This window comes from Tomitella gaofuii, from assembly GCF_014126825.1.
Taxonomy (GTDB): Bacteria; Actinomycetota; Actinomycetes; order Mycobacteriales; family Mycobacteriaceae; genus Tomitella; species Tomitella gaofuii.
Genome location: NZ_CP059900.1, coordinates 2458243 through 2482346, shown reverse-complemented (window position 1 = coordinate 2482346; position 24104 = coordinate 2458243). Strand labels below are relative to the sequence as shown.

General features: G+C 72.1%; 23 protein-coding genes. 13 read left to right on the top strand and 10 right to left on the bottom strand.

The window, feature by feature from the left end; genetic code table 11:
• Positions 1-17 precede the first annotated feature (17 nt).
• Genes H4F70_RS11525 through H4F70_RS11515 form a run of 3 tightly spaced genes read left to right on the top strand, consistent with a single transcriptional unit; the run spans position 18 to position 4964 of the window.
• Entirely contained in the window at positions 18-1883 is a 1866-nt protein-coding gene (locus H4F70_RS11525) for an ABC transporter substrate-binding protein (protein ID WP_182357309.1), read from the top strand.
• Positions 1880-2443 (top strand): adenine phosphoribosyltransferase, encoded by a 564-nt coding sequence (locus tag H4F70_RS11520; protein WP_235681066.1) that lies wholly within the window; start codon positions 1880-1882, stop codon positions 2441-2443. The genes H4F70_RS11525 and H4F70_RS11520 overlap by 4 nt, the downstream gene beginning before the upstream one ends.
• A gap of 49 nt (positions 2444-2492) precedes the next feature.
• Entirely contained in the window at positions 2493-4964 is a 2472-nt protein-coding gene (locus tag H4F70_RS11515; RefSeq protein ID WP_235681065.1) for a RelA/SpoT family protein, read from the top strand.
• 28 nt (positions 4965-4992) lie between these two features.
• Here H4F70_RS11515 and H4F70_RS11510 read toward each other — a convergent pair whose 3' ends face one another.
• Positions 4993-5760 carry a peptidylprolyl isomerase gene (locus H4F70_RS11510; RefSeq protein WP_182357307.1) on the bottom strand — a complete coding sequence of 256 codons (768 nt, stop codon included), beginning with the start codon at positions 5758-5760 and terminating at the stop codon, positions 4993-4995.
• 177 nt (positions 5761-5937) lie between these two features.
• Here H4F70_RS11510 and H4F70_RS11505 point away from each other — a divergent pair, with 177 nt between their 5' ends.
• From H4F70_RS11505 to H4F70_RS11485, 5 genes are all read left to right on the top strand, one after another.
• The gene (locus H4F70_RS11505; RefSeq protein ID WP_182357306.1) at positions 5938-6615 is read left to right on the top strand and encodes an MBL fold metallo-hydrolase; all 678 of its coding nucleotides are present in this window, start codon (positions 5938-5940) and stop codon (positions 6613-6615) included.
• A 47-nt stretch (positions 6616-6662) separates the two neighbouring features.
• Entirely contained in the window at positions 6663-7934 is a 1272-nt protein-coding gene (hisS, locus tag H4F70_RS11500; protein WP_182357305.1) for a histidine--tRNA ligase, read from the top strand.
• On the top strand, positions 7927-8601 hold the full coding sequence (locus H4F70_RS11495; RefSeq protein WP_182357304.1) for a hypothetical protein: 675 nt from the start codon (positions 7927-7929) through the stop codon (positions 8599-8601). The genes hisS and H4F70_RS11495 overlap by 8 nt, the downstream gene beginning before the upstream one ends.
• Positions 8602-8663: 62 nt before the next feature.
• Positions 8664-9710, top strand: a complete 1047-nt coding sequence (locus tag H4F70_RS11490; protein WP_182357303.1) for an Rv2578c family radical SAM protein — start codon at positions 8664-8666, stop codon at positions 9708-9710.
• A 127-nt stretch (positions 9711-9837) separates the two neighbouring features.
• Positions 9838-10020, top strand: a complete 183-nt coding sequence (locus tag H4F70_RS11485) for a PspC domain-containing protein (RefSeq protein ID WP_182360354.1) — start codon at positions 9838-9840, stop codon at positions 10018-10020.
• 39 nt (positions 10021-10059) lie between these two features.
• On the opposite strand, the gene H4F70_RS11480 is transcribed toward H4F70_RS11485, so the two are convergent.
• Together H4F70_RS11480 and H4F70_RS11475 are read right to left on the bottom strand one after the other, a co-directional pair.
• Positions 10060-10470, bottom strand: a complete 411-nt coding sequence (locus tag H4F70_RS11480) for a hypothetical protein (protein WP_182357302.1) — start codon at positions 10468-10470, stop codon at positions 10060-10062.
• Between the two features lie 21 nt (positions 10471-10491).
• Positions 10492-10998: a nuclear transport factor 2 family protein gene (locus tag H4F70_RS11475; RefSeq protein ID WP_182357301.1), complete on the bottom strand. Its 507-nt coding sequence runs from the start codon at positions 10996-10998 to the stop codon at positions 10492-10494.
• A 186-nt stretch (positions 10999-11184) separates the two neighbouring features.
• On the opposite strand from H4F70_RS11475, the gene H4F70_RS11470 reads away from it, so the two are divergent.
• Positions 11185-12714, top strand: a complete 1530-nt coding sequence (locus H4F70_RS11470; RefSeq protein ID WP_182360353.1) for an AMP-binding protein — start codon at positions 11185-11187, stop codon at positions 12712-12714.
• Between the two features lie 76 nt (positions 12715-12790).
• Entirely contained in the window at positions 12791-13675 is an 885-nt protein-coding gene (locus H4F70_RS11465) for a crotonase/enoyl-CoA hydratase family protein (RefSeq protein ID WP_372497538.1), read from the top strand.
• A gap of 19 nt (positions 13676-13694) precedes the next feature.
• Here H4F70_RS11465 and H4F70_RS11460 read toward each other — a convergent pair whose 3' ends face one another.
• From H4F70_RS11460 to H4F70_RS11435, 6 genes are all read right to left on the bottom strand, one after another.
• Positions 13695-16052: an FUSC family protein gene (locus H4F70_RS11460; RefSeq protein ID WP_182357300.1), complete on the bottom strand. Its 2358-nt coding sequence runs from the start codon at positions 16050-16052 to the stop codon at positions 13695-13697.
• Between the two features lie 13 nt (positions 16053-16065).
• Positions 16066-17313, bottom strand: a complete 1248-nt coding sequence (gene fmdA / locus H4F70_RS11455) for a formamidase (RefSeq protein WP_182357299.1) — start codon at positions 17311-17313, stop codon at positions 16066-16068.
• Positions 17314-17336: 23 nt separating this feature from the next.
• Positions 17337-17627, bottom strand: coding sequence for an FmdB family zinc ribbon protein (locus H4F70_RS11450; protein ID WP_182357298.1), 291 nt, complete (start codon positions 17625-17627; stop codon positions 17337-17339).
• A 183-nt stretch (positions 17628-17810) separates the two neighbouring features.
• Positions 17811-18203: a type II toxin-antitoxin system death-on-curing family toxin gene (locus tag H4F70_RS11445; protein ID WP_182357297.1), complete on the bottom strand. Its 393-nt coding sequence runs from the start codon at positions 18201-18203 to the stop codon at positions 17811-17813.
• Positions 18200-18397, bottom strand: a complete 198-nt coding sequence (locus H4F70_RS11440) for an antitoxin Phd (protein WP_182357296.1) — start codon at positions 18395-18397, stop codon at positions 18200-18202. The genes H4F70_RS11445 and H4F70_RS11440 overlap by 4 nt, the downstream gene beginning before the upstream one ends.
• Before the next feature lie 70 nt (positions 18398-18467).
• Positions 18468-19145, bottom strand: a complete 678-nt coding sequence (locus H4F70_RS11435; protein ID WP_182357295.1) for an ArsR/SmtB family transcription factor — start codon at positions 19143-19145, stop codon at positions 18468-18470.
• 65 nt (positions 19146-19210) lie between these two features.
• Here H4F70_RS11435 and H4F70_RS11430 point away from each other — a divergent pair, with 65 nt between their 5' ends.
• Positions 19211-19636, top strand: a complete 426-nt coding sequence (locus H4F70_RS11430) for a nuclear transport factor 2 family protein (RefSeq protein ID WP_182357294.1) — start codon at positions 19211-19213, stop codon at positions 19634-19636.
• Positions 19637-19709: 73 nt separating this feature from the next.
• Here the strand turns inward: H4F70_RS11430 and H4F70_RS11425 are convergent, their stop codons facing one another.
• Entirely contained in the window at positions 19710-22115 is a 2406-nt protein-coding gene (locus H4F70_RS11425; protein ID WP_182357293.1) for an AAA family ATPase, read from the bottom strand.
• Between the two features lie 257 nt (positions 22116-22372).
• Between H4F70_RS11425 and H4F70_RS11420 the strand changes: the two genes are divergently transcribed.
• On the top strand, positions 22373-22951 hold the full coding sequence (locus H4F70_RS11420; protein ID WP_182357292.1) for an NADPH-dependent FMN reductase: 579 nt from the start codon (positions 22373-22375) through the stop codon (positions 22949-22951).
• Between the two features lie 126 nt (positions 22952-23077).
• Positions 23078-23956: a carboxymuconolactone decarboxylase family protein gene (locus H4F70_RS11415; protein WP_182357291.1), complete on the top strand. Its 879-nt coding sequence runs from the start codon at positions 23078-23080 to the stop codon at positions 23954-23956.
• Positions 23957-24104 lie beyond the last annotated feature (148 nt).

Below are 24104 nucleotides of genomic sequence, written 5' to 3'. Positions count from 1 at the left end.
TGCGGGCGCGGCGGCCGGTGAGGGCACTCGCGGCGCTGGTGGCGGCCGGTACGGCGGTGGGCCTGGTCGCGTCGTGCTCGTCGGGCGGATCGCCGGCCGCGGGCATCGGATACGTCATCGACGGCGCGGTGCCCACCTACAACGTCGCCTCGACCACCGGCGCGGACTCCGCGGCGCGGCAGGCGTTCGTCCGGGTGCAGACGGGCTTCAGCTACCCGGGGCCGCACGGTGAGACCATCGCGGACACCGATTTCGGCACCGTCACCCCGGTGCCCGGAGACCCTTCGAGCATCCAGTACCGGATCAACCCGGCGGCGCGGTACTCGGACGGGGCGCCCGTCGTCTGCGACGACATGGTGCTGGCCTGGGCGGCGCAGAGCGGAATGTTCACCGTCCCCGGCGCGGACGGCGCCCCGGTCGCGCTCTTCGACGCCCCGGTGGACCCGGTGATGGAGCAGATCGCCGCGATCGACTGCGAACCGGGAAGCCGAGACGCCGTCGTGCACTACAAGGGCGAGCGGGCCGTGACGGACTGGCGGTCCGCGTTCGGCGCCACGAGCATGCTCCCGTCGCACATCGTCGCCCAGGGCGCCGCGGGGATCGACCCGGGGGCCGGGGCGGAGGACACGGACGGGGCGGACGGCGGAGCGAGCGCGACGCCTGCCGCGCCGGCGGCCGCCGGTGTGAACATCGTGCAGGCGGTGCGGGACAGGGACCTCGACGTCCTGCGGACCGTCGCGGACTACTGGAACACCGCCTTCACGTTGACTGCGGGCACGGTGGACCCGGACGTGTTCGTGTCGTCGGGCCCGTACCGGCTGGATTCGGTGGACGAGGACGGCAGCATCGAACTGGTCGCCAACGCGTCATGGTGGGGGGACGAGGCCCGCACCGAGCGGATCGCGATCCACCCGCGCAACGCATCGGTGAACACCCTCGTCTCCGACGGCGAGGTGGAGGTGGTCGACACCGGGGCCGGCGCCAAGCAGGCGATGGCACTGGGCGACGGCTACGCGACGACAGTGCACGCCACCGACGACGTCGAACAGCTCGTCTTCGCCGACCGTGGCCCGCTGGCCACTGCAGCGGCGCGCCGGGCGGTGGCCGCGTGCGTGCCGCGCGGGCGGATCGCCGCCGAGTTCGCGCCCGACGGCTCCGCCCCCGACGGCTCTGCCGCCGACGGCTCTGCCCCGGACGGCCCGAAGCAAGGCGGCACAGAGTCGGAAGCGGAAGCCGTCGACGCTTCGCCGGTGCAGAATTCGCGCAGCACCCTTCCCGGCACGCTCGCCTACGGGTTCGTCGCGGGCACTGCGGGCGGCGGGTTCGTCGAACCGGACGTGGCGGCCGCACAGGCGGCGCTGGACAAGGCGGGGCTCGAGGGGCTCACGGTGCGCGTCGGCTACCGGGCGCCGGATGCGCGCCGGGCCGCCGTGGTGGCGCTGATGGCGGAGGCGTGCGCGCCGGCCGGCATCCGGATCGAAGATGCCGGCGCGGCCGCGTTCACCCCGCAGGCGCTCACGGACGGCACGGTCGACGCGGTGTTGGGCGGCACGGGCGGGTCGCAGGCGGGTCCGCCGCGTGGACCGGCGACCCCGGTGGCGCGGCTGGCGGCGCTGACCACCGGCGCATCGGGCAACATCGGCGGCTTCTCCCACGGCCGCTTCGACGAGATCGTCGAGCGTTTGCAGGTCACCCCGGACGGCGCCGACGCCCTGGGGCTGACGCGCGAGGCCGAACAGATCCTGTGGGATGAGATGCCGACGCTGCCGCTGTACCGCACGCCCCGGCAGACGTCCTTCGTCGGCGGCCTGCATGCGGGGGCCCCGACGACATCATGGGCGGGCGCCGGGTGGAACATGGACCGGTGGATGGTACTCAAGTGACAGCCCCGGATCCGCTCGATGCGCGCGCGGAGGTGGCGGCGGCGGTCGAGAGCATCGGGCGGCTCGCGCGCCACGTTCCCGACTTCCCCCAGCCGGGAGTGCTGTTCACCGACCTGACCCCGGTGTTCGCGGACGGGCCGGCGCTCCGGTCGATCATGCGCGCGCTGGCCGCGCCGGCGGTGGGCCGGGTGGACCTCGTCGCCGGCATCGACGCCCGCGGCTTCCTGCTGGGGGCCGGCGTGGCCCTGGAACTGGGCACCGGGGTTCTGGCGGTGCGCAAGAAGGGCAAGCTGCCCCCGCCGGTGCACGGCGAGGAATACGCCCTGGAGTACGGCAGCGCCGCGCTGGAGGTCCCGGCGGAGGCGATCCCGCTCGAGGGGCGCCGCGTGCTGGTGGTCGACGACGTGCTGGCCACCGGAGGCACGCTGCGGGCCTCGGTGGATCTGCTCGAGCGCTGCGGCGCCATCGTGGAAGCGGTGGCCGTGGTCGCCGAGGTGCCGGGGCTGGGCGGCCGGGAGCGCCTCGACGGTGTGGGACTGCACTGCCTGACCACGGTCTGAGCGATAGAGTCGTGGCAGCACGACGATCCGGTGGGCAGGAGGTGGCCTCGTGGGCAAGAAGGTCGATGCCGGCGTGACGGCGTCGCGGCCGGACCACGCCGCGGGCCGGTCCGGCACCACGGGTGCCGGCGGCGCGCACGACCCGGCGGGCGCAGCCGATTCATCGGGCGGAAAGCCCGCGTCGGGCGCGGCGAAGCCCGGGAGCACACCCGCCTCAGGTGCGGCAGCGCCGGTCGCCTCGCAGGGGCCAGGGGCCTCGGCGTCCGCCTCGCGCCGGGTGCGGGCGCGGCTGGCCCGGCGCATCACCGGCCAGCGGCACGCGGCGGTCGCGCCGGTGCTCGAGCCGCTGGCCGCCCTGCACCGGGAGGTCTACCCCAAGGCGGACCTCTCGCAGCTGCAGCGCGCCTACGACGTGGCCGCCGAGCGGCACGCCACGCAGATGCGCAAGTCCGGCGACCCGTACATCACCCATCCGCTGGCGGTGGCCACGATCCTCGCCGAACTGGGCATGGACACCACCACGCTCACCGCGGCGCTGCTGCACGACACCGTCGAGGACACCGGCTACACCCTCGAGCAGCTCACCGCCGAGTTCGGTGAGGAGGTGGCGCACCTGGTCGACGGCGTCACCAAGCTGGACAAGGTGGATTTCGGTGCGGCGGCGGAGGCCGAGACCATCCGCAAGATGATCATCGCGATGGCGCGCGACCCGCGCGTGCTGGTGATCAAGGTGGCGGACCGGCTGCACAACATGCGCACCATGCGGTTCCTGCCGCCGGAGAAGCAGGCCCGCAAGGCCAAGGAGACGCTCGAGGTCATCGCGCCGCTGGCGCACAGGCTGGGTATGGCCACGGTCAAGTGGGAGCTCGAAGACCTCGCGTTCGCCATCCTGCACCCCAAGAAGTACGACGAGATCGTGCGCCTGGTGGCCGACCGCGCCCCGTCGCGCGACACCTACCTGGCCAAGGTGCGCTCCATGGTGAGCCGCAACCTGGTGGCCTCGCGCATCCAGGCGGTGGTCGAGGGCAGGCCCAAGCATTACTGGTCGATCTACCAGAAGATGATCGTCAAGGGGCGCGACTTCGACGACATCCACGACCTGGTGGGCATCCGGATCCTGTGCGACGAGGTGCGCGACTGCTACGCCGCCGTCGGCGTGGTGCACTCGCTGTGGCAGCCGATGGCCGGGCGGTTCAAGGACTACATCGCCCAGCCCCGCTACGGCGTCTACCAATCGCTGCACACCACCGTGGTGGGCCCCGAGGGCAAGCCGCTGGAGGTGCAGATCCGCACCCATGAGATGCACCGCACCGCCGAGTTCGGCATCGCCGCGCACTGGCGGTACAAGGAGTTGCGCGGCAAGAACGGCGCCAAGACGGGCAAGGATTCCTCCGAGCTCGACGACATGGCGTGGATGCGCCAACTCCTCGACTGGCAGCGGGAGGCGGCGGACCCGGGGGAGTTCCTCGAATCGCTGCGCTACGACCTGGCGGTGCGCGAGATCTTCGTGTTCACCCCCAAGGGCGACGTGGTGACGCTGCCCGCCGGCTCCACCCCGGTGGACTTCGCCTACGCCGTGCACACCGAAGTGGGCCACAAGTGCATCGGCGCCCGCATCAACGGGCGCCTGGTGGCGCTCGAGCGGCAGCTCGAGAACGGCGAGGTGGTCGAGGTGTTCACCTCCAAGGCCCCCAATGCCGGGCCCAGCCGCGATTGGCAGAGCTTCGTGGTCTCGCCGCGCGCCAAGGCCAAGATCCGGCAGTGGTTCGCCAAGGAGCGCCGCGAGGAGTCCCTCGAATCGGGTAAAGAGGCCATCAGCAAGGCCGTGCGCCGCGAGGGCCTGCCCCTGCAGCGCATCATGAACGCCGACTCGATGGCGGCGGTGGCCAAGGAGTTGCGCTACCAGGATGTGACGGCGCTGTACACGGCGGTGGGCGAGCACCAGGTGTCCGCGCAGCACGTGGTGAGCCGGCTGATCGCGCACTTCGGCGGCATCGGCGACGTGGAGGAGGAGCTGGCCGAGCGCTCCACCCCGTCGACGGTGCCCGCGCACAAGCCCGCCAGCAGCGACACCGGCGTGCTCGTGACGGGCATGGAGGGGGTGATGACCAAGCTGGCCAAGTGCTGCACCCCGGTGCCCGGCGACGAGATCATGGGCTTCGTCACCCGCGGCGGCGGGGTGAGCGTGCACCGCGTCGACTGCACCAACGCGTCGTCGCTGCGTGAACAGTCCGACCGCATCCTGGAGGTGTCCTGGTCGCCCACCTCGTCGTCGGTGTTCCTCGTGGCGATCCAGGTGGAGGCGCTCGACCGGCATCGGCTGCTCTCGGACGTCACCAAGGTCCTCGCGGACGAGAAGGTCAACATCCTGTCCGCCGCCGTCACGACCTCGGGTGACCGGGTGGCCATCAGCAAGTTCACCTTCGAGATGGGCGACCCGAAGCATCTGGGCCACGTGCTGGCGGTGGTGCGCAACGTGGAGGGCGTCTACGACGTCTACCGGGTGACGTCGGCGTCGTAGGCCCGGCCGGTGGCGCGGCGGGAGGGCCTCACCCGGAGGGCAGGACGATCGAGCGCAGCATCACCGGCTTCAGCGGGCGACCGTCGCCGGGGGACGAGGCGCCGTCGGTGCCCGCTGCCGCGATCGCGTCGAGCACCGGCAGGGACGCCGCATCGACGCTCCCCAGGACGGAGTACGTCGGCGGCAGCGGGCTGTCCCGGTACACCAGGAAGAACTGGCTGCCGCCCGAATCCGGCACCCCGTGGTTGGACAACGCCACCGTGCCGCGCGGGTACACGGCCTTGCCGGTGGCGCCGGGCGCGGGGGCGAGCCCCGCAGGCGGCTCGTCCTGCACGGCATAGCCGGGGCCGCCCGCCCCGGTGCCCGTCGGATCGCCGCACTGCAGCAGGAACACGGCCGCCGGCGGGGTGGTGAGACGGTGGCACGGGGTGTGCACATAGAACTTCTGGCGGGCCAGCGAGGCGAGGCTGTGCACGGCGCACGGGGCCGATGCGCGGTCCAGGGTCACACCGATCTCGCCGGCGCTGGTGCGCAGCGTCACCGGGAGCGTGCCGGCGTCGGGGACGCCGAGGCTCGCCGGGCGTTCCACCGGGCGCGCTGGGGATCCGGAGTCCGGGTAGGAGCAGGAGATGCCGTCGGCCTGCTCCGGAGCGCCCGCGGAGTCCGGAGCGGCCGGGCCGCCCGACGAGCACGCCGCCGCGAGCACGGCGGTGGTGAGGACGGCGGCGGCCACGGACGGTGCGGCCGGGACGGCGCGGGGGCGGGGCCGTGCGCGACGCCGCGGCACCGTGCGCATCGCGGCTCCTTCCGTCGCGGGGTCCGCTGGCGGTGGTGGCCCGCACACGCCGGCGGTCCGGGGTCGAGCGGCCCCGCCGAGCAGCATAGGCTTGGGCCCCGAGACCCCGTCGGGCAGCACGCCGCCGGGCGGCCCGCAGAACACCGGCCGACCGGCCGGCAGCGAGAGGAGGGCGCCGTGCTCATCACCGGATTCGCCGCCGGAATGTTCCAGACCAACTGCTACCTCGTCGCCCCCGGCGACGGCGGCGAGTGCGTCGTCGTCGACCCCGGCCAGGACGCGGTGGAACCGCTGCGCGAGGTGCTCACCCAGCACGGACTCACGCCGGTCGCGGTCCTGCTCACCCACGGGCACCTCGACCACACGTGGTCCGTCGCGCCGGTGTGCGCGGAGTTCTCCATCCCCGCCTACATCCACCCGGAGGACCGCCACATGCTGGCCGACCCGGGCCGCGGGATGGGGCCGGGCATGGCGCGGATCATCGGCGACGCGGAGTTCGCCGAGCCCGACGAGGTCATCGCGCTGGTGCAGGGCGACCATCTCGAGCTCGCCGGCCTGGCGTTCGACGTGCTGCACACCCCGGGGCACACGCAGGGCTCGGTCGACTTCCTCACCACCGCGCAGACCGAGCAGGGCCCGGTGCCGGTGGCGCTGACCGGGGACACGCTCTTCGCCGGCTCCATCGGACGCAGCGACCTGCCCGGCGGCGACCACCAGCAGCTGCTCGATTCGATCGCCGCGCGGCTGCTGCCGCTGGACGAGCAGACGGTGGTGCTGCCCGGCCACGGTGGCCAGTCCACCATCGGGCGCGAACGCGCCACCAACCCGTTCCTGGCCGGCCTGAGCGTCGGCTGATCCGGCCCCGCACCCACGACCTTCTCCACGAAAGGCGCTACGCCACAGTGAGCTCGAGCAGCATCTTCCGCGCCCCCAAGGGGATCCCCGACTACTACCCGCCGGACTCGGCCGCGTTCACGGCGGTGCGCGACGCGCTCACCGGTGCGGCGCGGCTGGCGGGCTTCGGGCACGTCGAACTGCCCGTCTTCGAGGACACCGCGCTGTTCGCCCGCGGCGTGGGGGAGTCCACGGACGTGGTGTCCAAGGAGATGTACACCTTCGACGACCGCGGCGACCGCTCGGTGACGCTGCGCCCGGAGGGCACCGCCGGGGTGATGCGCGCGGTGATCGAGCACGGGCTGGACCGCGGCGCGCTGCCGGTGAAACTGAGCTATGCGGGTCCGTTCTTCCGCTACGAGCGCCCGCAGGCCGGCCGCTACCGTCAGCTGCAGCAGGTGGGCGTGGAGGCCATCGGCGTGGACGACCCGGCGCTGGACGCCGAGGTGATCGCCGTGGCCGACGCCGGCTTCCGTGCGCTGGGGCTCGGCGGGTTCCGCCTCGAGATGACCTCGCTGGGCGACGCGCAGTGCCGGCCGCGCTACCGGCAGGCGCTGCAGGATTTCCTGTTCGCGCTGCCCCTGGACGAGGAGACCAAGCGCCGGGCGGAGATCAACCCGCTGCGCGTGCTCGACGACAAGCGCGCCGACGTGCGCGCCATGACCGCCGACGCGCCGCTGATGCGCGATCACCTGTGCGAGGATTGCAAGGCGCACTTCGACCGGGTGCTGGGGCACCTGGAGGCCATGGGCGTGCCCTACGAGCTCAACCCGCGGATGGTGCGCGGCCTGGACTACTACACCAAGACCACGTTCGAGTTCGTGCACGACGGGCTGGGCGCACAGTCCGGGATCGGCGGCGGCGGACGCTACGACGGGCTGATGGCGCAGCTCGGCGGCCAGGAGCTGTCCGGCATCGGATTCGGCATCGGAGTCGACCGCACCATGCTGGCGCTGCAGGCCGAGGGGATCGCCGTGGCCGGCGCCGGTGCGCGCTGCGAGGTGTTCGGCGTGCCGCTGGGCGAGGCCGCCGCGCGCACGATGGCGGTGCTGGGCCGCGACCTGCGTGCCGCAGGGGTCCGGGTGGACATGGCCTACGGCGGCCGCGGGCTCAAGGGAGCGATGAAGGCCGCCGACAAGTCGGGTGCGCGGCTGGCGCTGGTGCTGGGCGAGCGCGACTTGGAGCAGGGCGTCGTCGGCGTCAAGGACCTGTCGACGGGTGAGCAGACGCCGGTGGAGCTCGGCGCCGCCGTGGCCGAGGTGCGTGATCGCCTTGGGTGACGGCGCCGTCAACATCAACCTGGTCGCGCCCGCAGAGGTGCGGCCCAAGCTGCAGCGCCTGCTGCTCATCGCGGTGGGCGTCGGCGTGATCCTGGGCATGTTCTTCGGGATCAACTTCACCTGGTGGGCGGGTGTGATCGTCGCGCTGGTGATCGCCGTGCCGCTGGTGGTCATCGCCGTCGCCGGGATGCGGCGCAACCAGTCGATCGACGGCACGGTGCTCACCTCGCGGTCCGGACCCACCCGGGTGGTGGACCTGGCCACGGCGGACTCGGTGACGATCACCGTCAACCGGTCGCGGGTGGAACAGGCGATGCTGCGCGCCGACAACGTGGCCGTGACCCTCGCGGTGTATTCGGGGGAGCGGGGCCGCGAGCTGCCCATCGACGCGGTGGCGGCGCTGGAACGGGGGCTGCGCGCGGCCGACACGCTCGCGCGCCACGAGGTGATCAAGCCCGAGGCGGACGACGCGGCGGCCGGCGCCGGGCCCGGGGACGGCCCGGCCTCGCTGACCGAGCTCGCCGACCTGCTCAAGGCCCACCTGCGCGCCGAGGCGGTGGGGACTCCGCTGGCCGAGCGGCCTCTGCACAGGGCCATCCAGGCGACCGGGGGCGGGCACGCGGGCTCGGCGGTGACGAGCGCGCAGGTCCGCGAGATCACGGGGTAGTTCCGGCTGCGGACCCGCCGCCACGCTTGACAGGGACGCCAAACAGCTGTTCGACTGTGTGCATGCGGTGGATCGAACAGACGCTCGATGTGGAGGACGGGGCGCTGCCGGGGCTCGGGCGGGCAGGCCTGGTGCGCACCGTCGCCACGCCGGAGTTCGAAGGGGTCACGTTCCACGAGGTGCTGTGCAAGAGCGCCCTGTCGAAGGTGCCGGAGGGGGCGCGGCTGCCGTTCCGCTGGACCATCAACCCCATGCGCGGATGCCTGCACCAGTGCCGGTACTGCTTCGCCCGCCCCACGCACGAGTACCTGGAACTGGACGCGGGGAAGGACTTCGACACCCAGATCGTTGTCAAAATGAACATCGCCGCCGTCCTGCGCCGCGAGCTGGCGCGGCGCTCGTGGCACGGCGAGCCGGTGGCTCTGGGCACCAACACAGACCCCTACCAGCGTGCGGAGGGGCGCTACCGGCTCATGCCGGGGATCATCCGTGCGCTCGCCGGCTCCGGCACGCCCTTCTCCATCCTCACGAAGGGCACGCTGCTGCGCCGTGACCTTCCGCTGCTCGCCGCGGCCTCCGAGCGGGTGGACGTGTCCGTGGCGGTGTCGCTGGCGATGCTCGACCCGTCGGTGCAGAAGGCCATCGAGCCGGGCACGCCCTCGCCGGCGGCGCGCCTGGAGCTGATCCGCGCGGTGTGCGAGGCGGGATTCGCCCCGCACGTGATGGTGGCCCCGGTGATCCCGTACATCAGCGACGGGCAGCGCGAGCTCGACGCACTGTTCGCGGCCGTCGCGGAGGCCGGCGCGCGGTCCGTCACGGTGATCCCCATGCACCTGCGCGGCAGCACGCGCGGGTGGTTCATGCAGTGGCTGGCCGACGAACACCCCAAGCTGGTCGGACGCTACCGGCGGCTGTATGGCCGGGGCGCGTACGTGCCGGTGGAGTACAAGATCTGGCTGCGCGAGCGCGTGACGCCGCTGCTGGACAAGCACAGGCTCGTGAGCGGCCACGGTGGCGCACCGGAGCGCGGCGCCGGTCCGGGCGAGGGGGCGGCCGGGACGACGGAGCGCACGCGTGCGGACCGCGAGCCGGAGCCGATGCTCTTCTGAGCGCGGATCCGTGCCCGCGCGGGGGACTGGGGTCGCGATTCAGGGAGTTCCCGGATGCGCGGGGAACGGCCTGCGGACACCCTGGATCGGTGAGTGGAGCGTGCAGTCGCGTGTCGACGAGGAGGCCATGGTGACACTGGCGAGGAGCCGCGATCAGAAGATGATCGCCGGCGTGTGCGGAGGGATCGCGGAGAACTTCGGGTGGAAGGCGAGCACTGTGCGGCTGGTGTTCGTGCTCAGCTGCCTGCTGCCCGGGCCGCAGGTCCTGCTGTACCTGGTGCTGTGGATCGTGATGCCCCAGGGGACGTGATGTGCGATCGGCCGTGATGCGCCCGGGGCGGCGCGGCCGTCACGCCCGTGCGAAGCCCAGTTCCACGCAGTCGGAAACGCACGCATCCGCCGGCGCCGCGTCGCGCGTCGCATCTCCGGAACGGTGCAGGATCGCGCGCGCGACGGTGAGGAACAGCCGGTCCTCGGCCACGGAGGCGCGCCCGTCCACGATCAGCGCGCGGCCGTCGGGGTCGGTGGCCGGCCACAGCACGGTGACCTCCGACCGGGCCTCGGCGTTGGACATGGATCTGCGTCCGTGCCCGCGCACCTCGAGCAGCCCGGCGGTGAGTTGCGCGGTCACCTCGACCACGTGCGGCCGGGCGGCGTCGGACACGGTGAGCAGATAGGCGCTGCGGTAGTGCGGCAGGGCCTGCTCCAGGGTGGTCGGCGTCGCGGCGGATGCGTTCTGCACCGTCCCGTCTCTCGTCATGCCGGGCCTCCGTCCGTCGGTTCAGCGGGGGAGCACTTTGCGCATCTTCTCCATCCACGTGCGGGCCTCGTCGGTGAGGGTGCCCAGCTCCTGGGCGCGCTCGCACCAGCCCATGGCCATCTGCGCGAACTCCATCGGGTTGTACACATCCTCCTCCCCGGACCACTTTCCGTCACCCGCGTAGGTGTAGATGGAGATGTTGGTGGTCGTGTGCACGGATCCGTCGCCGGGGTCGCGCATCGGATTGTCCACCTCGGCGACGATGCGTCCGCGTTCCGCGTCCACCAGGTACCACAGCGGCGGGAATTCGGTCATGTGGTTGCCGGGGAACGAGGTCATGGTCTTCACCGACCAGTCGCGCACCTGCTCGCGCGTGGTGAACCGCCCGAAGGCGTGCTCGATGTAGACGACGTCGTCGGTGAACAGGTCGGCGAAGCGTTCCCACTGCCCGGCTTTGTGCAGGTCGTCGACCTCGGCGAGGAAGGCGGTGAAGGCGTCGGTCAGTTCGGCTTCGGTGAATGTGCCCATACTGTCGGACAGTAGTCGAGACGCGTGTCCGCGTCCGGCGAGACGGACGATTGACCGGGACGGCCGCACTTTTCGGCGTCGCCGCGAAGGTCGCGGAATCGGCACCGGGAGTCGGCGGCAGGCGGGATAGTGGAGCGATGACGCGGCCCGCCGGTGCGGGCCCCGACGAGAATGTGCGAGGTGACGATGACTCCGGCCCTGGAATTCGTGCGGCGCGGCGTGGCGGAACACGGGGACGGCGCCGCGGTGCGTTTCGGCGACAGGACGTTGAGTTTCCAGCAGGTGGACGACTTGTCGAACCGGATAGGCGCCGCCTTCGGCGAGGCCGGGCTGCGCAAGGGCGAGCACGTGGGCCTTCTCTACGGGAACAGCCTGTGGACGGTGCCCGTCGACTTCGCGACGATGAAGTGCGGCCTGGTACGCGTCCCGATGAATCCTCGGCTCGCCACGGACGAGCAGGCGCGGATGCTCGACGAGGCGGACGTGTCCGTCATCGTGCACGACGCACCGAGCGCTGCCCGGGCCTCGGAACTGCTCGCCCGGATGCCGGGGCTGCGCACACTGGGACTCGACTGCCTGCCCGCCGACGGGGCCGGCTGCGACGTCCTGGACATCCGCTTCGCCGCAGCCGGCGAGCCGCGGGTGGACATCGCGCCCGACGATCCGATGCTGCTGCTGTACACCTCCGGGACGACGGGCACGCTCAAGGCCGTCGTGCACACGCACGCCACCTATGGCGCCATCGCCGACAACATCCTGGCCAACCTGCTGGACCCCGGGCCGGATTCGGTGATGCTGCACGCCGCGTCGCTCATCCACGCCAGCGGCACCTTCGTGCTGCCCTACTTCGCGCGCGGGGGGATGGCGGCGGTGCTGCCGGGCTTCGAACCGCGCGGGTTCGTCGACGCGATCGCTCGCACGCGGGCCACCGAGGTGAACCTGGTGCCGACCATGCTCGCGATGCTGCTCAACTCGGGCGCCGCGGAGGGGGCCGACCTGTCGTCGCTGCGCACTGTCATCTACGGGGCGAGCCCCATGCCGCGGCCCGTCCTGGAGCGGGGCATGGAGGTGTTCGGCCCGATCTTCTGCCAGTACTACGGTCAGACGGAGGCGCCGCTGGCGATCACCGTGCTCACCAAGGACGACCACCGGAATGCCGGACTGTGGGGTTCGTGCGGCAGGCCGTCGTCGGACGTGCGTCTGCGCATCGCCGATGAATCCGACATTCCCGTGCCGACGGGTGAAATCGGCGAAATGCAGGTGCAGGCGCCGTTCGTGATGCAGGGTTACTACGACGCCGACGGGCTCAACGCGCAGATGCGCACATCCGACGGCTGGCTGCGCACCCGGGACATGGCCCGGTCCGACGAGGACGGCTACGTCTACCTGGTGGACCGCAGCAGCGACATGATCATCACCGGCGGATACAACGTCTACCCCCGCGAGGTCGAGGATGCCCTGCTGCGCCATCCCGCGGTCGCCGAATGCGCCGTGGTGGGCGCGCCGGACGCGACCTGGGTGGAGGCGGTGACGGCGTTCGTGGTGCTCGTGCCCGGCGCGGAGGCCACGGAAGCTGAGCTGCAGCGCCTGGTGCGCGAACACCTCGCCGGCTACAAGGTGCCCAAGTCGGTGCGCTTCGTCGACGCGATACCGAAGTCGGCCGTGGGCAAGCTGCTCCGGCGCGAGCTGCGGGCCCGGTTGCAGGGCGAAGCGTGACAGGCGCGGCCGCGACGGGCGAGCAACGCTGGACGGACGGAAATCAGGGGGCGGACCGGAGACGGGCGGCAGGAACATGGCGGATGACGACAGCACGACAGACGACGGCAGCGGGACTGGTGACGGCAGTGCGACGGGCGGCGGCATGACGGGCCACAATGTGGTGGCCGGGCGCTGGGGTGACGGCGGCACGCAGGGTTTCCACGACATCACCGTGCATACCGAAGGGCATGTGACGACGGTGACGATGGCGCGTCCGGACAGGCGCAACGCCGTCGACGGCCGGATGGCGGCGGAACTGGCGGCCGCGTTCCGCGCGTTCGAGCACTCCGACGCACGCGTCGCCGTCCTCCACGGCGAGGGCGGCACCTTCTGCGCCGGCGCGGATCTCAAGGCGGTGGGCACCCCGTCCGGCAACCGGTTGGCCGCGGACGGCGACGGCCCCATGGGGATCTCCCGCATGCACCTGGACAAGCCGGTGATCGCCGCCGTCAGCGGATACGCCGTCGCAGGGGGCCTCGAGCTGGCGGCGTGGTGCGACCTGCGGGTGGCCGAGGAGTCGGCGGTGTTCGGCGTGTTCTGCCGCCGCTGGGGCGTGCCGCTCATCGACGGTGGCACGGTGCGGCTGCCGCGGCTGATCGGGCAATCCCGCGCGATGGACATGATCCTCACCGGCAGGCCCGTGCCCGCGGCCGAGGCGGAGTACATGGGGCTGGTCAATCGGCTGGTGCCCGACGGGACGGCGCTCGAGTACGCGCAGCACATGGCGGAGCGCATCGCCGAGTTCCCGCAGACGTGCATGCGCGGCGACCGCTCGTCGGTGCTGGCCCAGTGGGGCTCGTCCGAGCGCGACGCGATGGCCGGGGAGTTCGCCATCGGCATGCGCTCCCTGGCGGCCGACGGGATCGACGGCGCCGGCCGCTTCGCCGGCGGAGAGGGGCGGCACGGCGCGTTCGATTGAATGCCCGGACCGGCGTGTATCACGCGCGGAAGATGGCGTCTTCGGCGTCCGGCAGGGTTCTGGCGACGCCGCCGAGCGCGTAGGCGGCACTGCGGACACGGTAGGCCGGGTCTACGCCGGGGCCCGCCGGGGGAAGAGCGTGCAGCACGTCCCCGACGAGCCGGTCCGCGTCGGTGCCCGGCGAGGCTGCGGGCGGGGGGTCGCCGTCGGCGGGCGAGTCTGCGTCGGTGAATCGGCGTGTGGCGGCGGCGATGTCGTCGAGCACGCGGTGCAGCGCCGGCTCGAACGCGGCCGGGGGGTCCGGCGGCCGGACCGTGCCGTCGGGCCAGGCCTCGAGCAGGACGGCACCGACGAGCTCGTGGGCGAACCGGCTGTTCGCCTGCAATCGTCGATTCCATCGCGCGGCCTGGCGGCGGTGCCGCCGGTTGCCGACGGTCTCCAGCGGGTCGGCGGCCTTGCCCACCGCGGCGAGGGCGGCATCAAGCTCCCGGGTGGCGGCGCGCAGGTCGCGCGGGGCGCGCCCGTCGAGCACCGCCGCGCCGCAATCCGACACCAGGACGCCCAGCCGGGTGAGGTAGTCGCCGATCCGCGTGGCGAGAACGGGCGTGGACCTGGTCGACAGCACGAAGAACGCGGCCGCGATGCCCACGGCGGCGCCGGCGAGGGTCTCGTCGATGCGGACCTCCATGACGCGCAGGTCGAAGATGCCGAGCAGTTCGTAGAGGCTGGCGAGCATCAGGGTGATGAAGAAGATGCGGTATGCGTAGTTGAGAGGGCCGAAGTATTGGCCGAGCAGCGCGTAGACGGCGATCAGCGGTAGCAGGACGTCGGGATGGTGTCCGATCGCGTAGACGATGACGAGTGCGGCCACGACGCCCAGCACCGTGCCGAGCATGCGCCGCCAGGCCCTCGCCAGCACGTCTCCGCTGGTGGTGGCGCCATAGAAGATCATGAACGCGGTCAGCACCGCCCAATACCAGCGGTCCGCGGAGATGGCCCGCCCGACGAGTGCCGCCGCGGCGGCGGCGACGGAGCACTGCACGGCGGCCCGGGTGGCCGCGTCCCACGATCGCCAGACCGGTGCGGGCCGACCGGTCGGGGCCGCGGGGCTCGCCGGGGCTGCAGAGTGGGGAGGGGCAGCAGAATGCACCTGTGCCGCAGAGTTCGCCGGTGCTGCGGCCGGCACGTCGGCGGTCCGGGACGGGGGCGCCTCGGGCACCGCCGGCCCGGGTGCGTGGACTCCGGGCAGAATGCGCCGCATCTTTCCGGGGGTCACCCGCACCGAGCGCAGCCTGACCTGCGCCTGCGCGGCCCGGTGCACCGCCCGCGCGGCGTCGCCGGCCTCCGCGGGCAGCGACATCGCGGCGTCGATGGCCTCCCACGCGGCACACGCAGCCGGCGGAGCGGACCGGGCCGCGGTGGCCGGCGCCGTGGCCATCACCGCGCGCAGCGCGTTTACCGAGGCGGTCAGCGGGGCCGGGCGCGAACCCTGGGCGCCGACGCGGAGCAGGGCTTGCGCGGCGTGTTCGATCGACAGTTGCACGTCGAAAACGATCCCGTCGAGTTCCCGCGCGGTGACACCGGTGTGCTGGGGGGTGTCGAACCGGTCCTGCCAGTCGTAGACGGCGGCCGCCGCCCGGCCCAGCGCGTCCCAGCGTGCACCGAGCGTCGTCGCGGTCGCCCACTCCGGAACCTCCGCGGCCGCCGCGTCGAGCAGGTCCGTCGAGGCGTCGCGCAGTGCGGGCAGCAGGGTGCGCAGCTGCGCGCGCGGGCGTTCGGGCACCACGGCGGTGCGTACGAACAGTGCGGAGCCGACCCCCACCGCGATCGCGGCGAGCAGCATCGGCAGGGCGTGGGGTTTCGTATCCGTGAGGATGGTGAAGAAGTAGGCGAAGAAGCCGATGACCCCGCACGCGGAGCCCCGCGGCCCGTAGCGGCGCAGCCACACCGCGCAGAACACGACGATCACGATGCCCACATCCCTGGAGACGGGGTTGAGCATGGTCACCGAGGCGATGGTCGCCGCCGCGGCGGACGGCAGGATCGTCAGGGCCATCGTCACCTGCCGCTGCCGGAGCGTCGCGTCGTTGACGAGGGCCACCGTCTGCATCGCCATGAACCCGGAGACCGTGACGAGCTCCGGGCCCTGGTGGGTGGACTTCGCCACCGCGCCCATCGCCGCGATCGCGGTGAGGACGGCCAGCGCCGTCGTCCATGCGGTGCGCAGACGGATGCGGCCGGGGTCGGCGTCGATGAAAGTTCGCCGCAGCGCCGGGCGCAGGCCGCGGTAGCGCGTCGCGGGGTCGCGGTCGGCCCGGCGCAGGCCTGCCACTCCGGGGGCCGGTGCGGGCGCGGCCGGGCCGGCCTGTTCGGTCACCGTGTGGTCCGGTTCAGGCCCGCGGCGCACCGATCCCCGGGTCGATCGTCGCCGGCCCGTCCGCGGACGGGGCGATGGGGAAATCGAAGATGGCGGTGGGCAGGTAGACGGTGGCGCACGAGTTGGGGATGTCGACCACACCGGAGAACCTGCCCTCGATCGGCGCCGCGCCCAGCAGCAGATACGCCTGTTCGGGGCTGTATCCGAAGGTGGTGAGGTAGTCGATGGCGTGCAGGCACGCGCGCTGGTAGGCGAGCTGCGAATCGAGGTAGCGCTGTTCGCCGTCGAGGGTGACGGACGTGCCGGAGAACGCGAGCCACTCCGAGTATTGCGGCGGCGTGTTCCCGGGCATGAACAGCGGATTCTCGTGGATGTTGTAGGTGTCCATCCCGCCCTTGATCACGTCCACGCGCAGGTCGATGAACCCGCCCATCTCGATGGCGCCGCAGAAGGTGATCTCGCCGTCCCCCTGCGAGAAGTGCAGGTCACCGACGGACAGATTCGCGCCGTCGACGTATACCGGGTAGAACACCCGGCTGCCGGCGGTGAGGTTCTTGATGTCCATGTTTCCGCCGTTCTCCCGTGGCGGCGCGGTGCGGCAGGCCTCGGCGGCGACGCGGTCGAAGTCGGCTCCGGAGAGTGTGGTGAGGACGGCGTCCTGCGGCTCCGGAGGAAGGGCCAGCGGTGGCAATCGATCCGGGTCGGTGGCGATCAGTGCGGCCTCGCGTGCGTTCCACTTGCCGATCATGCCGGCCGACGGCGCGGTGCCCATCAGTCCCGGGTGCGTGATTCCGGTGAACGTCACGTGGGGGACGTGCCGGGAGGTGGCCGTGCGGCCGGAGAAGTCCCACACGGCCTTGTAGGCGTCGGGGAACTGGTCGACGAGGAAGCTGCCGCCGTTGGCCTTGGCGAAGATGCCGGTGTAGCCCCAGCCCTGGCCGGCGAGCGGGCCGGAATCTTCCTGTGGGATGGGGCCCACCTCGAGGATGTCGACCACCAGCAGGTCGCCTGGCCTGGCGCCCTCCACCCGGAACGGCCCGGACAGCGCGTGCACCTTGCTCATCGGGGCGGTGCGGATGTCCTCGGCCGAGTCGTCGTTGCGGATGTGGCCGTCGAACCATTCGCGGCAGTCGGCGCGGAACTCGTCGCCCGGGCGGACGGTGACGGCCGGCGGAATGTCCGGGTGCCAGCGGTTGTGGCCGGTGATCTGCTGGTCGGTGAAAGGCTTGGCCGAGTCGAGGGGGAAGAGGTTCTGGGGCACGGCGGGTTCCTCGCTTTCTCAGATCAGGGTCGCGGCAGCGCGCGGTGCCGCGGATCGGTGGATACCGGCGTGCCGGGGGAACGCCGGCGGCCGGGCGCGGTACCGGTGACGACGGCCGGCTCGGAGGCCGAACGCGCGGTGGCGTCGAGCAGGCGCATCGATGCGGAGCCGCCCCGGCCGAGGGCGGGGGAGGTGATGGTGCGGCGCGACGGGGCCCGGCACTCGGGGCACACGTCGGCGTCGGGGACCGTCGCCATGGTGTGGGCGGCGTCGAAGGGCCCGCACGAGTCGCATCGGAACTGGTAGACGGGCATGGGAACCGCCTTTCGGGCAGGACGCCGGCGCAGAAGGGGTCGTGACCCGGACGGTAGCAGTGGACGCCCGCCTGGGGGCGGGAATACGCGAAGGACGGCGGGCGCCGGTGGCCGGTCGGGCAGACCGCGGAGCGCCCGGACGGCAGGAAGGGATCTGTGGTGCCCCAACGGCCCGCTGGTTGGTCAGTCGTCGGCAGACAGGGCGAAGCCACGGAGACGGGATGCGAGTTGCGGGACTTCCATTTCTGAGTGCGTGGCGGCCTGCTCCATGAAGGCTTCGGCGCCGTCCACATCGAACGAAGGGTCCAGCTCATGCCCGTTCAGATGCAGGAATACCCAAGCTGAGGCCCACGCTGTGCGCTTGTTGCCATCGACGAACGCATGGTTGCGGGCCAGCGACTGCAGCAGTGCTGCCGCTTTCTCGAAATCGCCCTCGTAGGCGTCGATGCCGAACACCGTTGCGCGCGGACGAGCGACCGCCGCATCCAAGAGGCCGTAGTCACGGACGTCGAGGCGGTGTCCGACCGCGATCGACCCCGCGTGCAGGACATCCTCACGGTCGAGGTGGTCGCTCACGCGAGACGACGGTTGAGTTCGCTGGACCGGCTCGCGATGAGGGCGGCCGCTTCGCGCACACGCTTCTTATGCTGATCGGCAGCGCTCAGGACGGCGTCGTGAGCGAACATGCGCAGCGATTGCTCGGCTTCGGCGGCGCCCGCGCGCACTGCTTCCATCTCATCGTCTGTGAAAGGGACATTCAGCGCTGGCATACCAGTAACAGTACCATTGTCGGTGTCGAATCTAGTACCAAACTCAATCAGTCGTCGGACATGCTCCAACTCAGGCGTCGATCGCTGAGCGGCCCGTGGGCGTGAAGCGCACGGCCCGAGGGTGGCTGCCGCGCACGATCCAGCCGCGGTCGAAGGCGGCCGCGGCCAGCCGGTCCGCGAGGGCGCCTGCAAGATGCGGTCGGCGCTCGGTCCAGTCGATGCACGGCCGCAGCAGCGGGCGGCGCGACGGCGCCGTGTCGATGGCGTGCGCCTCGCACCAGGCGCGGCCGTGGTCGGTGAGCGCACAGTCGCCGGTGACGAGTCCGCGGGCGACTGCCCCGTCGAGCAGGCCGACGCCGAGCCGCCCCGCGAGGTGCCGATAGCAGGTGCGCCCGGCGGCCAGCTCGTCGTCGAACCGGCGACCGCGCAGGCTGCGCGTCGGCGGCAGGGTGCCGGTCGCCAGGCCGATCGCCTCGATCGCGTCGGCGACCTGCGGCGCGGCCAGCGTGAGGTAGCAGTGCCGGCCCTGCCGGCTCTCGGTGACGAGCCCGGCGCGGACCAGCCGGCGCACGTGCCCGCTGGCGGTGTTGCGGGCGATCCCGGCCTGCCGCGCCAGCTCGCCGACCGTCCACGCGCGCCCATCCATGAGCGTGACGAGCATGGCGGAGCGGCTGGGGTCGGCGACTTCGCGCGCAAAACCGGACAGGTCGGGCGTGCGGGGGGCGGACAGTGGTCGTGCGGTGGACATGTACCCATTGAACTGCGGGAACATGTCGGCCGCCACCGACGTGTCCCGGGCCTACCGTGGCGACCATGAGCACAGGCACGGCAGAAACCACCTCCGACGACGCGCGGTTCATCCACGATGAATGGGACCGGCGCACCCGCGCCCACGACATCGACGGACTCCTCGCGCTCTACCTGCCCGACGCGGTGTTCGAGAGCCCGCTGGTGCCGCGCATCATGGACACCGACAGTGGCGTGCTCGTGGGGCACGAACGGCTGCGGGAGTTCTTCGCGCGCGGCACCCGCGGCCGGCCGGAGGAGCTCGTGCGCTTCCACCGCAGCGGCCGGTTCCTTTTCGGCGGCGGCCGGCTCATGTGGGAGTACCCGCGGCGGACGCCCGACGGTGACCAGGTGGATATCGCCGAGGTCATGGACCTGTCCGGCCGGCGGATCCGGTGTCACCGCATCTACTGGGGATGGTTCGGCGCCCCGCTGCTCGCCCGGGCTCGGTGACCGCCCGTGCGGACCCCGGCCGCAGCACAGATTCCGGCCCCGATGCCGTATTCCGGCCCCGAGCCGGATCCCCTCAGCCGCGCGCCCACGCGAGGAACTCGTCGGCGGAGACCACCGACTTGCCCCACTCGCGGGCCTTGCGCGCCTTGCCGGATTGCGAGCCGATCTCCGCGGTGACGAGCGCGTCGCACCTGGTCTTGGACACGTTCTTCACCGGGGTGAGCCCGCGTGCCTCGGCGAGCGAGAACATCTCGTCGCGCGAGACGAACCGTCCGTCCGCGCCGACGGCGTCGCCGGTGAAGCACACCCTCGTGCCGGGGGCCAGCACGCCGGCCGCGGAATCGGCCTCGAGTGCGGCCAGTCCCTTGGTGAGATCCGCGCCCAGCACCGTCTCCAGCGTGTGCAGCCGGTCCAGTGCCTCCGCAGTGAGGGGCACACGCGCGGCCGCCGCGCGCACCTGCTCTGCCACGAGCACCCGCGCCTCGCGCAGGATCTCGGGGTCGGGGCTGTCTCCCGCAACCCGGTCGGCGCCTGCGCCGCCGCGACCCAGCAGCACCGCGCCGACGCTGCGTCCGACGGCCAACATCGCCGAGAACTGGGGTAGCAGAGCCGATGCCGGCGTCGGCTCGTCGGGCGTACGGGTGAGCAGGTAGCCGACAGCGCCGCCCGCGTCGGCGCTGGCAAGCTCGTCCGCTGCGTCGGTGTCGAACGCGCCCGCCCCGGGATCCTGCGCGTCGAGCCGGTCGCGCGCCCGCAACGCCGCCTGCGCGCGCTGCACCGCGGACGCCGAACGGAGGGCCGTCCGTTCCCCGGCCGACAGCCGTCCGGCGGGCACGTCGACGCCGAGCGGCATCGGCATCGCGCTGCCGAGCCGCTTGAGCTCGAAGTCGATATGGCCGAGCGACTTGTCGACGCCGACTCCGACGGGGGTGCGGCCGTCGAGCAGCGGCAGGATCATCGCCCACGCCTCGCGCAGGGTCGGGGCCAGCAGCACGTCGGACACGCTGATCCCGTAGGCGCGGCGGGCATCGGCCAGGTCGCGCTGCGGGTTGATCACGGAGCTGACGGAGGTGCCGTCCTCGAAGGCCACCGCCAGCTCGACGGGGCGCGGCTTGCTGCGGGCTCCATCGTCGCCGACGGTGAGCGCGGCGATCGCGCAGTACCGCGCCGCGGCGTCGGGGGCGGTGGCGGCGCGCAGGAACCGCAGGATGCGCCGATCGGTCTTGAGGTCCTTCGGCAGCACCGGGCGGGTGAGCACCAGCCCGTCCATCGACGTGCACCGGCTCAGCGCCACGTACAGCTGGCCGGTGGCGAAGGTACCGCCGGTGAGGTCGACGACGAGGCGGTCGAGCGTCTGGCCCTGGCTCTTGTGGATCGTGATCGCCCAGGCCAGCTTGAACGGAAGCTGCGTGAACGAGCCGATGACCTCGTGGCGCAGCCCGCCGCCGTCGAGCACGGGGCGGGTGACCTCCCAGCGGTAGGCCTCGACCTCCGCCACGTCGCCGCCCGGGAACTGCACGGCGACGACGCAGCCGCGTTCGGACCACTCGGCGTCGACGATGCGTCCGATGGTGCCGTTGACCCACCGGTCCGACGGGTCGTTGGTGAGCATCATGATCTGTGCGCCCACCTTGAAGTGCAGCACGTCGTCGGTGGGCGCCTCGAAGCGGTCGAGCTCGCCGATCCGCTCGGCGTGGTGGGTGAACTCGTCGCCCGCGAGCCGCTCGAGGCGGGTGCGGTTGCGTGAGGTGGCCATGCGGTTGGTGGTGGTCAGGGTCAGCCAGAACTCGTCGTCGGGCGGCACGAACCCGGGAACGGTGCGCGCGTTGAGCTCAGCTCGTGAACGGGAGACGAGCGTGCCCTCGCGGATCGCATTGAGGATGGTGGCCATACGCGGATCGCCCGACTGGCGGAACACCCGCGTGAGGTCGACGGTGGGGAACTCCGCGCCGCGGTACGCGTCGGCGGAGAAGAAGTACGGGGTGGCGTAACGGGTCTCGAAGTACGCGGCCTCGGCTTCGGTGACCACGGGCGGCAGCTGGAACAGGTCGCCGACGAGCACGATCTGCACGCCGCCGAACGGGGCGGACGGGTCCGGGCCGAAGCGGCCCAGCGCGGCGGCGAGCATGTCGAACAGGTCCGCCCGCACCATGGACGCCTCGTCGATGATGAGGGTCTGCAGCTCGGAGAGGGCCTTGGCGAAGCGGCCCGGACGGTAGGCGCCGCCCTCGACGTCGGCCACGGTGGTACCGGCGCGGAAACCGAACACGCGGTGGATCGTATATCCGCCGACGTTGAGGGCCGCGATGCCGGTGGGAGCGGCCACGAGCACGCGGCGCTCGGTCTCGGCGAGGAACCGCCGGACGAGCGTCGACTTGCCCGTGCCCGCCTTGCCGGTGAGGAACAGGTTGCCGCCCGAGCGGAGCAGGTCGAGCGCCTGCTCGAACTCCTCGGTGAGGACGAAGGTCGGGGCGGGCATGAGGCTGCTCCTGCGGGGATGTGCGGGGTGTGCGTGCGACCGACGGTAGCCGAGGGGCGTGCTCGGCACGCGGTGCCGTGCCTGCCGCGTCTTCCGGTGGGCCTGGCCTGGCACGCCTCATGGCGGATGCGGCAGGTGGTGCGGAACACGCCCGGCGCGGGATGAACCGGTACCGCCCGCCCGTTAGTCTTTGCGTAGGAAACAATCGTGCTCGGCGCACCGCCGCCGGGCCGTCTTCTCGATCGGAAGGTCTGCACATGGGCAACGCCGGGGCGCCGAAGCTGGGCATCATCATCGCGAGCGTGCGGGAGACGCGCGTGGGGCACATGCTGGGCGAGTGGATCGCCGCGCAGGCGCGTGAGCACGGCGGGTTCGACGTGGACGTCATCGACCTCGCCGAGGTCGCGCTGCCGATGACGACCTCCGAGCCGCACCATCCGCGCACCGGCCGGTACGTCAACGACGCGACCAAGGCGTGGAGCGAGCGGATCGCCGGATGCCAGGCGTTCGTCATCGTCACCCCCGAGTACAACTTCGGCATGCCGGCGCCGCTGAAGAACGCGCTGGACCTGGTGTCCACGGAGTGGAATTACAAGCCGGTGGCCTTCGCCTCGTACGGCGGTGTCTCCGGCGGCCTGCGGTCGGTGGAGCACGCCAAGCTGGTGGTGCTGCCGCTGCGCATGGTGCCGGTGCTGGAGGGGATCGTGGCGCCCATGGTGTTCGACCAGTTCGTCGATGGCGCCTTCGAGCCCAACGAGGTCCAGCTGGGCGCGGCCAAGCAGATGTTCGACGAGCTCTCCCGGGTCACTGCCGCCCTGCAGCCGCTGCAGAACTGATCCACGGCGCGGAATCACCCGTCGGCGCGCCGGCAGGCCTCACTGCCGCCTGGCGGGACGGCACGTTTCCTCCGCCTGCGCTGCCCAGGAAGCTGGACATGTCGAACGATCGAGGAGGCGCCGGAGATGTCGTCGGAATGGGAACGGACCGCGCGCGAGGTGCTCGTCGACGTCGCGCCGGAGGCCGCCGCGGTGCTCGACCGGCTGGCCTGCGGCGTGGTGCCCCGCATGGCCGGATTGACGGCGCTGGCCCGCGTGACTTGCGCCGGAGCGCTCGGTCTCGAACCTCTCGCGTCGGTCTCGACGCCCACGGCGGAACCGGCCGCCGCGGCGTTCGCCGAGCAGTTCAGCCTCGACGTGTCGGCGGTCACCGCCGCGCAGCGCGCGGATCTCGAGGCGGTGCTCGGCGGCCGGGCCGGTGAGTTCGCCCTCGCTGTGTATGCGGCCGACTGGGTGCCGCGCGTGCGCCGGACGCTGGCGGAGCTGTTCTACGGCGCGGGGGAGTGGCCTGCCGATGTCGACGAAGTGGACGGCCTCTGGCCCACCGTCGGCGAGTATGTCGGCGCCGTGGCGCGCTTGCCGCTGCTGGACCCGGTCCTCACCGAGCTGGTGCGCCTGCGCGGGGCCCGCCAGCACGAGTGCCGGATGTGCAAGTCACTCCGCTCGGCATCCGCGATGGCGGCAGGGGCGGACGAGAGCCTGTTCGACGCGATCGACGACTACGAGCACGCCGCGTTCACTCCCCGGCGGCGGATCGCGCTGGAGCTGACGGACGCCATGATCTGGCAGCCCGCATACCTGCCGGCAGGAATGCTGGCGAACGTGCGCGAGCACTTCAGCCCGGCCGAGGCAGTGGAGCTGGTGCTGGACATCTCGCGCAACGCCGTGAACAAGGTGGCGGTGTCGCAGGACCGCGACCAGGCGCGGATGCCGGGCGGTCTGCAGAGCTACGAGGTGCACGCCGACGGGACCATCGAGTACGGCGAGCCGATCCGGCTCGGCTGACATCGGCGACGCCGCGGCCTCCGGCAGTGCGCCGGGGAGGCTCTGCATTGCGGAAGGAATCGTGCACTCCGGGCCACGCGGCAGGACGCGCGACATCGCACGACAACAGAATGGGCTCGGAGGCCTGCGCGCAACGCTGCAGTGCACG

Excerpts from the sequence above, each read along its gene's own strand:
- H4F70_RS11510 (WP_182357307.1), bottom strand. The coding sequence starts at position 5,760 with ATGCGCACGGTGCCGCGGCGTCGCGCACGGCCCCGCCCCCGCGCCGTC.
- H4F70_RS11490 (WP_182357303.1), top strand. The coding sequence starts at position 8,664 with ATGCGGTGGATCGAACAGACGCTCGATGTGGAGGACGGGGCGCTGCCG.
- H4F70_RS11485 (WP_182360354.1), top strand. The coding sequence starts at position 9,838 with ATGGTGACACTGGCGAGGAGCCGCGATCAGAAGATGATCGCCGGCGTG.
- H4F70_RS11480 (WP_182357302.1), bottom strand. The coding sequence starts at position 10,470 with ATGACGAGAGACGGGACGGTGCAGAACGCATCCGCCGCGACGCCGACC.
- H4F70_RS11475 (WP_182357301.1), bottom strand. The coding sequence starts at position 10,998 with ATGGGCACATTCACCGAAGCCGAACTGACCGACGCCTTCACCGCCTTC.
- H4F70_RS11470 (WP_182360353.1), top strand. The coding sequence starts at position 11,185 with ATGACTCCGGCCCTGGAATTCGTGCGGCGCGGCGTGGCGGAACACGGG.
- H4F70_RS11465 (WP_372497538.1), top strand. The coding sequence starts at position 12,791 with ATGGCGGATGACGACAGCACGACAGACGACGGCAGCGGGACTGGTGAC.
- H4F70_RS11450 (WP_182357298.1), bottom strand. The coding sequence starts at position 17,627 with ATGCCCGTCTACCAGTTCCGATGCGACTCGTGCGGGCCCTTCGACGCC.
- H4F70_RS11440 (WP_182357296.1), bottom strand. The coding sequence starts at position 18,397 with ATGCCAGCGCTGAATGTCCCTTTCACAGACGATGAGATGGAAGCAGTG.
- H4F70_RS11435 (WP_182357295.1), bottom strand. The coding sequence starts at position 19,145 with ATGTCCACCGCACGACCACTGTCCGCCCCCCGCACGCCCGACCTGTCC.
- H4F70_RS11430 (WP_182357294.1), top strand. The coding sequence starts at position 19,211 with ATGAGCACAGGCACGGCAGAAACCACCTCCGACGACGCGCGGTTCATC.
- H4F70_RS11425 (WP_182357293.1), bottom strand. The coding sequence starts at position 22,115 with ATGCCCGCCCCGACCTTCGTCCTCACCGAGGAGTTCGAGCAGGCGCTC.
- H4F70_RS11420 (WP_182357292.1), top strand. The coding sequence starts at position 22,373 with ATGGGCAACGCCGGGGCGCCGAAGCTGGGCATCATCATCGCGAGCGTG.
- H4F70_RS11415 (WP_182357291.1), top strand. The coding sequence starts at position 23,078 with ATGTCGTCGGAATGGGAACGGACCGCGCGCGAGGTGCTCGTCGACGTC.